Annotated in this window: 9 protein-coding genes and 2 pseudogenes; 6 read left to right on the top strand and 5 right to left on the bottom strand. The window is 72.9% G+C overall.

Annotated features, from left to right (window positions below; genetic code table 11):
• Window positions 1-113: 113 nt before the first annotated feature.
• Window positions 114-460: pseudogene (locus tag JNW91_RS25220) on the bottom strand (histone-like nucleoid-structuring protein Lsr2).
• Between the two features lie 154 nt (window positions 461-614).
• On the bottom strand, window positions 615-1,223 hold the full coding sequence (locus JNW91_RS25215) for a response regulator transcription factor (RefSeq protein WP_309244480.1): 609 nt from the start codon (window positions 1,221-1,223) through the stop codon (window positions 615-617).
• Between the two features lie 98 nt (window positions 1,224-1,321).
• Here JNW91_RS25215 and JNW91_RS25210 point away from each other — a divergent pair, with 98 nt between their 5' ends.
• From JNW91_RS25210 to JNW91_RS25195, 4 genes are all read left to right on the top strand, one after another.
• The gene (locus tag JNW91_RS25210) at window positions 1,322-2,101 is read left to right on the top strand and encodes a sensor histidine kinase (RefSeq protein ID WP_203177878.1); all 780 of its coding nucleotides are present in this window, start codon (window positions 1,322-1,324) and stop codon (window positions 2,099-2,101) included.
• 37 nt (window positions 2,102-2,138) lie between these two features.
• Window positions 2,139-3,008, top strand: coding sequence for a manganese catalase family protein (locus tag JNW91_RS25205; protein ID WP_203177877.1), 870 nt, complete (start codon window positions 2,139-2,141; stop codon window positions 3,006-3,008).
• A 141-nt stretch (window positions 3,009-3,149) separates the two neighbouring features.
• On the top strand, window positions 3,150-5,480 hold the full coding sequence (gene lon / locus JNW91_RS25200; RefSeq protein WP_203177876.1) for an endopeptidase La: 2,331 nt from the start codon (window positions 3,150-3,152) through the stop codon (window positions 5,478-5,480).
• Window positions 5,481-5,613: 133 nt separating this feature from the next.
• Complete coding sequence (locus tag JNW91_RS25195) at window positions 5,614-6,015, top strand: DoxX family protein (RefSeq protein WP_203177875.1); 402 nt, start codon at window positions 5,614-5,616, stop codon at window positions 6,013-6,015.
• A gap of 50 nt (window positions 6,016-6,065) precedes the next feature.
• Here the strand turns inward: JNW91_RS25195 and JNW91_RS25190 are convergent, their stop codons facing one another.
• On the bottom strand, window positions 6,066-7,799 hold the full coding sequence (locus JNW91_RS25190) for a DEAD/DEAH box helicase (RefSeq protein WP_203177874.1): 1,734 nt from the start codon (window positions 7,797-7,799) through the stop codon (window positions 6,066-6,068).
• 168 nt (window positions 7,800-7,967) lie between these two features.
• Between JNW91_RS25190 and JNW91_RS25185 the strand changes: the two genes are divergently transcribed.
• Window positions 7,968-8,477 carry a 2'-5' RNA ligase family protein gene (locus tag JNW91_RS25185; protein ID WP_203177873.1) on the top strand — a complete coding sequence of 170 codons (510 nt, stop codon included), beginning with the start codon at window positions 7,968-7,970 and terminating at the stop codon, window positions 8,475-8,477.
• 18 nt (window positions 8,478-8,495) lie between these two features.
• On the opposite strand, the gene JNW91_RS33720 is transcribed toward JNW91_RS25185, so the two are convergent.
• Together JNW91_RS33720 and JNW91_RS33715 are read right to left on the bottom strand one after the other, a co-directional pair.
• Window positions 8,496-9,488 (bottom strand): DUF1349 domain-containing protein, encoded by a 993-nt coding sequence (locus JNW91_RS33720; RefSeq protein ID WP_309244479.1) that lies wholly within the window; start codon window positions 9,486-9,488, stop codon window positions 8,496-8,498.
• 247 nt (window positions 9,489-9,735) lie between these two features.
• A pseudogene (locus JNW91_RS33715) lies at window positions 9,736-10,719 on the bottom strand (family 43 glycosylhydrolase); the annotation flags it as partial.
• A gap of 223 nt (window positions 10,720-10,942) precedes the next feature.
• Between JNW91_RS33715 and JNW91_RS25175 the strand changes: the two are divergent.
• Window positions 10,943-11,672 (top strand): isocitrate lyase/PEP mutase family protein (locus JNW91_RS25175; RefSeq protein WP_203177872.1); only part of this gene is annotated, 730 nt, incomplete at its 3' end.

Genomic DNA, 11,672 nt, shown 5'->3' with positions numbered 1-11,672 from the left:
GGTCACCCCGGGGCGACAGCCCGGGGTGACCGGCCGCCACCGTCGTTCGAGCGCCTGAACAATACGACGGGGCCGCGCCGTTTCCGGCGCGACCCCGTCTGTGTGTCGTCCAGTCAGCGGCTCTTGTAAGCCTCGACCACCTCGACCGGGATCCGGCTCGCTCGGAAATCTTGTATCCGTTCTTGACGGCCCATTCCCGGATGGCCCGGTTCTGCTCCCGATCCATTCCGGCGCCGCTGGGCCGGCCTGGCCGCCGAACGGTCCGGGTGTTCTCCACGGCGCCGCGCCCGATGCGCCGACCCGCATTGATGTACGGGTCCAGCGCCTTGCGCAGGACGCCGGCATTCTCGTCCGAGACGTCGATCGTGTAGGCCACGCCGTCGAGACTGAACTCGACCGTCCGGTCGGCCTTCCCGCCGTCGAGGTCGTCGGTCAGGACCGTGATTACTTTTCTCGCCATTGCCGATTACTCCCTGTGTGTGGCGGGATGTGTCCAAAGTCTGACCTACTACCCGGGGAAACCGCAACAATATGCGTCGCTTTCATTTCGGCGCGTCGCGATTCGGTGACGGGGATAACCGCGAATCGACGCCGAATCGCGAGCCGGGGGCGGCTCATTCGCCGAGCAGACCGGCCTGACCGGCCACGGCGGCCGCCTCGGCGCGGTTGGACACCCGCAGCTTGCGCAGAAGCGCGGCGGTCATCCGTTTCACCGTCCGCTCCGAGACGTGCAGTTCCTCGGCGATATCGACGGTGTTGCGGCCGGCGGCTATCGCGCGCAGCAGTCGGCGCTCCTCGCCGTCGAGGTCGACCGGTGTGGGGTGCGGGGGACGCAGCAGGACACGGAGCAGTTCCGCAGGCAGTACCGCCCAGCCGTCGAGGATGGCCAGCAGCGGGGGCAGCAGTTCCTCCGGCTCGCTGGTCTTGGGCAGATATCCCTCGGCGCCGGCCCGCAGCGCCTCCAAAGCTGGTGTCGGGTCGGTGGAACCGGACATCGCGACCACCCGTGCCTGGGGGGTGGTCCGCCGGATCGCCGACACCGCCCGGACGCCACCGGGCGGTGGCATGTGCAGGTCGACCAGGACGAGATCGGGGTGGCAGCGGTTGACCAGGCCCGCCGCGGCGGCGGCGTCGCCGGTCGAGCCGACCACCTCGGCGCGGCCGTCGCTGGTCACCGGGAGCAGCAGCTCCAGGCCACGGACGAAGAGGGGGTGATCGTCCACGACCGCGATTCGAATGGTGGAGCCGTCCGGCATGTCTGCGCCGTTCCCCACCGGGTACCGATCATGCGGCCACGCACCGAACGAGGGGAGTCGGGTGGATGCGCGAACGTCAGGGGGTACGGGGCCTGCTGCGTGGGGTGTTCCGGAGCGGGTCCGGCCCAACCGGGACGGTGCCGCCGGAGGTCGACCCCGAGCTGCTGCTGCGCGTGTTGTGCCACGAGTTCCGTACCCCGATCAGCACTCTGACCTCGCTGACCCGGACCCTCGCGGACGAACGCCGGGACCTGACCGGCGCCGACCGGCGGGCCATCACCGAGTTGGCCCGCGATCAGGCCGCCCATCTGCAGAGCCTGTTGCGCGACGCGACCGCCGGCACCGGTGCGCTGGTGTCGCCCCCGCGGCCGGAGCCGACCGTGCCGCTGGCCGGGATCCTGCGTGAAGCCGCCGGGTTGGTGCCGGTCGGGCGTCGGCGGGCGCGGGCCACCCGCAGCGCCGGCTCCTGCCCGGTTCCGGCCGGTCGCACCCGGCAGGTGCTGGTGAACCTGGTGGAGAACGCCCTGCGGCACGGGCCGGTGGAGGGGCAGGTCGGGCTCTACGCGGCGCTGCGCGGCCCCGGGCTGAGCATCCTGGTCACCGACGAGGGGCGGGTGGACGACGCCCTGCTGGCCGCGCTGCGCCGGCCGGCGCCCGGCGCCGGGATGTCCGGGCTCGGGCTGTGGATCGTGCGGCAGTTGGTGGCGGCGGACGGGGGAGCACTGCGGGCGCACCGGTTGCGGCCGCGCGGTGTGGCGTTGGAGGTGGTGCTGCCGCTGGCCAACGATTGTGCTGACCCCAGCGGGACACGGGTTGGCCCGGCGGGGTCACCGGCGTGGGGATAGTCCCCGGTACCAGCTTTTCCGGTTCCGAGGAGGTCAGATGTTCAGCCATGTCAAGGACCTGCAGTTCGAGGCCAAGCCGGACGGTCCGGACGCCGCTTTCGCCCGCCGGTTGCAGGAGGTTCTGGGCGGCAAGTGGGGCGAGATGACGGTCGCCAACCAGTACCTGTTCCAGGGCTGGAACTGCCGGCTGCCCGGCAAGTACAAGGACCTGCTGCTCGACGTCGGCACCGAGGAGGTGGGCCACGTCGAGATGATCGTCACGATGATCACCCGGCTGTTGGACAACGCGCCGTTGTCGTTGTCCGAGGGCGTCGCCGACAACCCGGGCGGTGCCGCGATCTACGCCGGGTCGAACCCTGCGCACTTCATCCACTCCGGTGGCGGCGCGTTGCCCGCCGACTCCAACGGGGTGCCGTGGAATGGCGCGTTCATCACCGCCAGCGGGAACCTGCTGGCCGACTTTCAGCTCAACGTGACCGCGGAGGCGCAGGGTCGCCTCCAGGTCGCGCGGTTGTTCAACATGACCGACGATCCCGGCGTCAAGCAGATGCTGCGCTTCCTGCTGGCCCGCGACACCATGCACCAGAACATGTGGCTGGCGGCGATCGAGCAGCTCAAGGAGGACGGGCTGGAGGACATGCCGGTGCCGGAGGCGTTCCCGGACTCCGGCGAGTTCACCGAGGAGTTCGGTTACGCCTACCTGAGCTTCTCCTCGGGCACCGACGCCTCCGAGGGGCGCTGGGCGTCCGGGCCCACTCCGGATGGCAAGGGCGAGTTCCGGTACGGCGACAGTCCGCGGGCGAACGCCCCGGAGCCGGTGCTGCCTCCGGGGGATCCGCGCCTGTACGGCACCAACCCGGGTGTGGCCGGCTCGGTCGTGAACACGGTCAAGAACAAGCTCACCTGAGGCGTCTCGTCGGGTCGCCCGCCGGTCCGGGCGGCCCGACGGACCAGGTCGGAAGAGTGGTCTGGGTCACAGCCTGGAACAAGGGGAACGCTTTGTTACTTGAGTGAGACACGCTCAACTCAACGCGATAGCAGGTGTTCGATGGCAACTCTTCCGGTACTTCCCCTGACCGACGCCGTGCTGCTGCCCGGCATGGTCATCCCGGTGACCCTCGACCCGACCACCCAGGCCGCGATCGACGCGGCCCGGGCGACCGGCGACCGCAAGCTGCTGGTCGTGCCGCGTATCGACGGCGAGTACGGTCCGGTCGGCGTGGTCGCCACCATCGAAAAGGTCGGCCGGCTGCCCGATGGTGAGCCCGCCGCCGTCGTCCGTGGCCTGTCCCGGGCCCGGATCGGCTCCGGCGTGCCCGGCCCCGGCGCCGCACTCTGGGTGGAGGCGACCGAACTCGACGAACCCGCTCCCGCCGGGCGCGCCCGGGAACTCGCCCGCGAGTACCGCGCCCTGGTGACCTCCGTGCTCCAGCAGCGGGGGGCCTGGCAGGTCATCGACGCGGTGGAGCGGATGACCGACCTGTCCGAGCTGGCCGACTCGGCCGGCTACGCGCCCTGGCTGACCCTGGAACAGAAGACCGACCTGCTCGCCGCGCCGGACGTCACCGCCCGGCTGGAGCTGCTGGTCGGCTGGGTGAAGGACTACCTGGCCGAGCAGGAGGTCACCGAGCAGATCAACAGCGACGTCCGCGAGGGGCTGGAGAAGTCCCAGCGGGAGTTCCTGCTGCGCCAGCAGCTCGCCGCGATCCGCAAGGAGCTGGGCGAGGACGAGCCGGACGGCTCGGCGGACTACCGCAGCCGGGTGGAGAGCGCCGAGCTGCCGGAGAAGGTCCGCGAGGCGGCCCTGCGCGAGGTCGGCAAGTTGGAGCGGGCCAGTGACGCCTCCCCGGAGGCGGGTTGGATCCGCACCTGGCTGGACACCGTGCTCGAGATGCCGTGGGGTACGCGTACCCAGGACAACACCGACCTGGCCGCGGCCCGGGCGGTGCTCGACGCCGACCACGCCGGCCTGGCCGACGTGAAGGACCGCATCCTGGAGTACCTGGCGGTGCGCAACCGCCGCGCCGAGCGCAACCTCGGCGTGGTCGGCGGTCGCGGCTCCGGCGCGGTGCTCGCCCTCGCCGGTCCTCCCGGAGTGGGCAAGACCAGCCTCGGCGAGTCCGTCGCCCGGGCGCTCGGGCGCAACTTCGTCCGGGTCTCCCTCGGCGGCGTCCGCGACGAGGCGGAGATCCGCGGTCACCGGCGCACCTACGTGGGCGCGCTGCCCGGCCGGATCGTCCGCGCGCTGCGCGAGGCCGGCTCGATGAACCCGGTCGTGCTCCTCGACGAGGTGGACAAGCTGGCCGCCGGCTACGCCGGTGACCCGGCCGCCGCCCTGCTGGAGGTGCTCGACCCGGCCCAGAACCACACCTTCCGGGACCACTACCTGGAGGTCGACCTGGACCTGTCCGACGTGCTGTTCCTGGCCACCGCCAACGTGGTGGAGACCATCCCCGGCCCGCTGCTGGACCGGATGGAGCTGGTCACCCTGGACGGGTACACCGAGGACGAGAAGGTCGCCATCGCCCGTGACCACCTGCTGCCCCGGCAGCGGGAGCGGGCCGGGCTGACCGCCGACGAGGTCAGCGTCGCCGACGAGGCGCTCGCGCTGATCGCGGGGGAGTACACCCGGGAGGCCGGCGTACGGCAGCTCGAACGGGCCCTGGCCAAGATCCTGCGCAAGGTGGCGGTGACCCTGGCGACCGACCCGTCGCCGGTACGCGTCGACACCGACAACCTCACCGGCTACCTGGGTCGACCGAAGTTCACCCCGGAGTCGGCCGAGCGCACCGCGGTGCCCGGTGTGGCCACCGGCCTCGCCGTCACCGGCGCCGGCGGGGACGTGCTGTTCATCGAGGCGACCAGCATGGAGGGCGAGCCGGGGCTGACCCTGACCGGCCAGCTCGGCGACGTGATGAAGGAGTCGGCGCACATCGCCCTGTCGTACCTGCGCTCCAACGGGCGTCGGCTCGGCATCGACCCGAACGCGCTGGCCGGACGCCGCATCCACCTGCACGTCCCGGCGGGCGCGGTGCCCAAGGACGGCCCGAGCGCCGGCATCACCATGGTGACGGCCCTGGCGTCGCTGGTCACCGGGCGTCCGGTCCGGCCCGAGTTCGGGATGACCGGCGAGGTGACGCTCTCCGGACGGGTGCTGCCGATCGGTGGGGTGAAGCAGAAGCTGCTCGCCGCGCACCGGGCCGGCCTCACCGAGGTGATCATCCCGGCGCGTAACGAGCCGGACCTGGACGACCTGCCGACCGAGGTGCGCGAGGCGCTGACCGTGCACACCCTGGCCGACGTGGCCGACGTGCTCGCCCTGGCGCTGCGCCCGGCCGACGTCGAGACGCTCGACGGTCCGGCGCTCTTCACGGTCTGACGCTGCGAGCACAATGACCCCCGCCGTCTTCCGACGGCGGGGGTCGTTGATGTACGCGCATGGGGGACTACTGTGCGGCTCGAACCCTCGACGACCTCTCCGCCGCGAGGCGGTCCCCCTGGAGGAATCCCCCGTGAACGTCGTGCTCTGGGTCATCCAGATCCTGCTCGCCGCCATCTTCGCCGGAGCCGGTCTGGCCAAACTGACCCAGCCCAAGCAGAAGCTGCGCGACCGGATGGGCTGGGTCGACCCGGTCCCGCCGACCCAGGTCAAGGCCCTCGGCGCGGTCGAGGTGCTGGCCGCCGTCGGGCTCGTGCTGCCGGCGCTGACCGGCATCGCCACCGTGCTCACCCCGCTCGCCGCGGTCGGCCTGGTCATCGTCATGATCGGCGCCATCGGCGTGCACCGGCGGGACATGAAGACGCACACCGGGGACCGACGCAAGCTGGAGGTCCAGGGCGCGATCACCTGCGCGGTGCTGCTTGTCCTCGCCGCCGCGGTGGCGTGGGGCCGGTTCGGCCCGTACTCCTTCTGAGCCTGACGCGCCGGCGACCGTCGTACCCCGGCGGTCGCCGGCGGGCGCGCTCAGCGCCCCTCGCCGCCGCGGTCCCGACGAACCGTGGCCTTGCGGCCCTTGATGGTGCTGGAGCGCAACCCGGAAATCACCTCGTCGGCCACCCCCTGCGGCACCTCCACCAGCGAGAACCGGTCCGCGATCTCGATCGAGCCGATGTCCCGGCCGCGGATCCCGGTCTCCCCGGTGATCGCGCCGACCAGATCCTGCGGGCGCACCCCGGCGCGCCGGCCCAGGCCGACGAAGACCTGGACGGTGTTGCCGCCACCCGGGCGCGGCCGGCCGCCGCCGCGCCGATCGCCACCCCGGCCACCGGTCTCCGGCCGACCCTCGCCCGGGCCGCGCACCGGGGCCTGGGGGATCTCCTCCTCGTCGTCCGAACCCGGGGACGTCACCTCGTGCGCCAGCTTCACCGCGGCGAGCGCGACCTCCATCAGGTCGAACTCGTCGGTCAGCGTCTCCACGATCACCCGGAACGGGTCCAGGTCGTCCTCGAGCAGGCTCTCCCGCAGCGCCGCCCGGGTCAGCTCCAGCCGGCGCGTCCGCATGTCCGCCACGGTGGGAATCTTGTCGATCGTGATCCGCTGGCCGGTCACCCGCTCGATGGTCTTCAGCATCCGGTGCTCGCGCGGCTCGGCGAGGGTGATCGCCACACCCTCCCGGCCGGCCCGACCGACCCGCCCGATCCGGTGCACGTACGACTCCGGCGCCGACGGCACGTCGTAGTTGACCACGTGGGTGAGCTGCTCGACGTCCAGGCCACGGGCCGCCACGTCGGTGGCCACCAGCAGGTCGGCGGTGCCCGCCCGCAGCCGGCCCATCACCCGGTCCCGCTGCTCCTGGCTCATCCCGCCGTGCAGCGCCTCGGAGCGGTAGCCCCGGCCGTTCATCGTCTCGGTCAGCCGGTCCACCTCCTCGCGGCTGCGGCAGAAGACGATGGCGGCGGTCGGCGACTCCACGTCCAGCACCCGGCCCAGCGCGGCCGGCTTGTGCGCCCGCGTCACGATGTACGCGCTCTGCCGCACCCGGGGCGCCTCGCCGGCGACCGTCTGCTCGCGGCCGATCTCGATCCGGACCGGCTCGCGCAGGTGCTGGCGGGCCATCCCGTCGATCCGTGACGGCATGGTGGCCGAGAAGAGCACCGTCTGACGCTGCGCCGGGGCGTGCTCCAGGATCGCCTCGATGTCCTCGGCGAAGCCCATGTCGAGCATCTCGTCGGCCTCGTCGAGCACCACCGTGGCCAGGCCACCGAGTCGCAGGGTGCCCCGCGCGATGTGGTCCAGGGCCCGCCCCGGGGTGGCCACCACCACGTCCACCCCACTGTCGAGTGCCCGCAGCTGCCGCCCGATCGGCTGCCCACCGTAGATCGGCAACACCCGCGCGCCCAGGTCCTTGCCGTAGCGGTGGAACGCCTCGGACACCTGCACCGCCAGCTCCCGCGTCGGCACCAGCACCAGCGCGACCGGGTCCCCGCCGTCGCGGTGCGCCACCATCCGGTGCAGCAACGGCAGCGCGAACGCCGCCGTCTTACCGGTGCCGGTGGCGGCCTGACCCAACAGGTCCCGGCCGTCGAGCAGCGGCGGGATCGCCTCCCGCTGGATGGGGGTCGGCTCCTCGTAACCGAGGGCGGCCAGGGCGCCCAGCAGTTCGGCGCGCAGCCCGAGCTCCGTGAAGGCGTTCGCCTCGTCGGTGCCGTCGGGGATGATGTCGGTCGGTGCGTCGTGCTGTGCAGGTGCGGAACTCATGGGTCAAGCTTTTCATCACGCCGTCCGGCCCGCTGCGGCGACCGGCACAAGAGCGCGTTGGGTGCCCGTACGCCGCCTCAAGATCCGCGCAAGTTCGGGGGAAAGTGCTGACCGTCCGCCCCCTCGGGACTGGCGGCGGAAGGTAGCCGTTCCCGCTAGCGTGTCCGGGTGCGTACGGTGGAACTGGTCTGCTCGCCCGGGCTGGACGTCGCGGTGCGGGCGGTCTGGGGCCGGTTGGCGGCTGCGGGGCTTCCCAGCCTTGCCCGCAACACCCACCCGACCAACCGGCCGCACCTGACCCTCGGCGCCGTCGACGAGTTCCCACCCGGGGTTGAGCACCGGCTGGCCGAGCTGTTCGACGCCGCGCTGCCGGTGCCGGTCGCGCTCGACCGGGTCGTCGTCCTGGACGGCAGCGCCCCGCTGGTCTGGCTCGTACGGCCGACGCCGGCCCTGACCGCGCTGCACGCCGCCGCCTGGGACGTTCTCGCCGAGGCCGACGGGCACCGTGCGTGGCACGCCCCGGGGGCGTGGGTGCCGCACCTGAGCCTGGCCCTGCGGTTCCGTGACGCGGACCTGCGGTTGGCCCGCGCCGTCGCCGGTGGGCAGCGCCCGACGGGAGCGTTCGTCGCCGCCCGCAGCTACGACGGCACGGACCGGACGGTGACCGCGCTCGGCTAGCGTCTCCGCCCCACCTCGTCAGCGGTAGAAACGCAGGTAGTCGAACCGCGCGGTGACCGCCGGTTCGGCGCCGCCGTGCGCGACCAGCCCGATCCGGGGAGTGGTGTCGGCCGGGAAGGCCCACACCGCACCCCAGGTCCAGCTACGACCGTCGCGGCTGGACCCGGCCCGGTACTCGTGTTCTCCGGTGGCCGGGTCGACGTGGTGCGCAAGCCGTAGCCACGTGGTGGTGGCCGGGGTGCCGACGATGCTGCCGCCGTAGACCGGCTGGCCGGCGAAGGGCACCTCGTAGCCGTACTCGACCTGCCGGGTGTTCCAAATCGCCACCTGCGTCAACCGTGCGAAGCGGTCGTCGTCCACGTAGGCGACGAGCCCCGCCTGCTGGTAGTTCCGGACCGTCTCCTCGCCCAGGTCCAGCGTCACCTTCGTCTCCGCGACGTAGTCGCCGCGCGGGGCGTCGCGCAGCAGCACGCCCGCCGTGTTTCCCGTGCCGGTCAGATCGGCGGCCTGCACCGGCCAGCGCAGTGCGCCACCGGCCACGGTGGTCGCCGGGTCCTCGCGTACCCACTGCCAGCCGTCGTCCAGCCCGTCGTCGAACTCGTCGGAGTACGCCGGCAGTGGCACGCCGACCCGCGGCTCGGGCGCCGCCCGTTTCGCCGGCTGGTACAGCCGCGCGACGCTGACGTTGTCGAACTCGGCCGAGCCACCGGTGGTGCTCAGCCCGGCTCGGCCGGCGACCGGGCGGTCCAGCCGCAGCGACACCACGGCGAGCTGGTCGCCGAGACGGGCGGGGCTCAGCTCGGCGATGAGCTGCCTGCCGCGTACCTCGATGGCCAGGTTGTGTCGGTCGGTCAGGTCGAGCCCGGCGGGCAGCGACGTGGTGGCCCGACGGCGGCCGTCGCTGGCGACGAGCCGGCCACCGGTGGCGTCCACCCGGACCTCGACCCGGTCGCCGACGACGAGCCCGGCGTTGGCCGCGCCGGTCAGCCGCAGGTCGGCCTCCGCGCGCACGTCGCCGCCGACGGTGGTACGGCTGGTGAGCGTGCCGCTGCCGGCGAGCCGACCGTCGGTGACCCGCCACTGGCCGGCCTGGCGCCAGCCGGCGAGCCGGGTGGGTGTCGAACCTCTCGTCGACCCGACCGGTCGTGACCGGTGCGGGTCGGGCGCCGTCGGACGGGCCGGCGCCCGCGTTCACCGTCGGCCAGCCGTCGATCCAGTCGAGCCGGTCCAGCAGCATCGGGCGTTCGTTGATCCCGAACGGCTCGTCGAGGTACGGGTCGGCACGGTCGATGGCGTGGTAGACGATCCAGTCCTGGCCGGACAGGTCGGTGAGGAACCCGTTGTGCCCGGTGCCGATCCAGCGGTTGCCGTTCTGGGTGAGCACCGGCGTACCGCCGGCCCGGGACGCGGTCAGCGCGATCCCCTCGCGGTCGGTGAACGGACCACGCGGGCTACGCGCCCGTCCGACCTGGACGGAGTAGCCGGTGGCCGGGCCGGCGCAGCAGTTCGCGGTGGACGCGAAGAGGTAGTACCACCCGTCGTGGCGCAGCACGTAGCTACCCTCGAACTTGTTGTCGACCGCCACCTGAGTCGGTGCGCCGACGGCGGTCAGCCCGTCCGGGCTGAGTTCGGTGACCGAGATGCCGCCGTAGTAGCTGCCGTGGTAGAGGTAGCTGCGTCCGTCGACGTCGGTGAACTGGCTGGGGTCGATGGTCCACAGGTAGCCGCCGCCACCGCCGGGGCGCGCGGCGACGACCGGCTCGGGGGCGAAGGTCCACGGACCGGTCGGGGTGGGGGCGGTGGCCGCGCCGATGGCGTAGTCGCTGCCCTCGGCGGAGACGGTGGTGTCGGTGACCGTCACGTACATGACCCACCGGTCGCCGAGGCGGCGCACGTCCGGTGCCCAGAACGCAGCCCCGGGCGCCGCGTACGGCGGGCGCTGGTCCGGGCCGAACGCGTCACCGACGTACGTCCAGTGGACCAGGTCGGCCGAGCGGGCGGTGGGCACGCGGTGGAACGCGTGCTCGCCCTCGCGCAGGGGGTCGGTGGTGCCGTAGGCGTACCAGAGGCCGTCGTCGCCGCGGACGATGGCCGGGTCCGCGAACGTGTCGCCGACGGTTGCGGAGACCGGGTTGCGGTAGCGCGGCGAGCTGTCCGGTGCGGCGCCGGACGCGGACGGGGGCGCGGCCAGGATCAGACCGAGTACGGCGGCGACCGCGCTACCACGGCGGAGATGTCGCATGTGGACCTGCCTGGGGGGAGTGGGCGGTGTGCCCTCCGTTCTTTACAACGTTGGATACAACGTTGTAAAGAGCGTGGGACGCCCGCTCCCTAGACTGGACCGATGAGCGTTGGCACCGACGGGCGCGCAATGGCCGAGCTGGCGGCCCTGCTGGCCGATGCCCGCTGCGCCACGAGCCGCACCCGACCCTGCGCGTCCCGACGAACCTGGAGGTGAGCGTCCGATGATCGAACGTCGTGCCGCGTTCCACGCCCTGCACCGCGTCGGCCGTCCCCTGCTGCTGCCCAACGCCTGGGACCACGCCTCAGCGGCGGCGCTCGCCGCGCGCGGCCATCCGGCGATCGGCACCACCAGCCTCGGCGTCGCCGCGACCGCCGGCCTTCCCGACGGCGCGGCGGCCACCGCGGCGGAGACCCTGGCCCTGGCCCGCCGGCTGGCTCGGCTGCCGGTGCTGGTCAGCGTGGACGTGGAGGCCGGGTTCAGCGACGACCCGGCGGAGGTCGCCGGGTACGTAACGGAGTTGGCCGGGCTCGGCGTGGTCGGGATCAACCTGGAGGACGGGCGCGCGGACGGCACCCTGGCCGAACCCGAGTGCGTCGCCGACAAGGTCGCGGCGGTGAAGGCGGCGGTGCCGGACCTGTTCGTCAACGCGCGTACCGACACGTGGTGGCTTCCAGTGGCCGACCCGCTGCCGCAGGCCCTCGCCCGCGCCCGCGCCTACCGGGCGGCCGGCGCGGACGGGATCTTCGTGCCGGGCACCGTCGACGAGGCGACGCTGCGTGTGCTCACCGACCGGCTCGACGCGCCGGTGAACGCGCTCTACCAGCCGGGCGGGCCCGGGCTGACCGAGTTGGGCCTGGCCGGTGTCGCCCGGGTCAGCACCGGCTCCCTGCTGTTCCGGGCCGCGCTGGGCGCCGCGGTCGCCGCCGCCGACGCCGTCCGCGCCGCGGGCG

Origin of the sequence: Micromonospora parastrephiae (assembly GCF_016802865.1) — a bacterium.
GTDB lineage: Bacteria > Actinomycetota > Actinomycetes > Mycobacteriales > Micromonosporaceae > Micromonospora > Micromonospora parastrephiae.
Note: the sequence above shows the minus strand (reverse complement) of the source record. Positions and strands in the feature narration are given on the sequence as shown.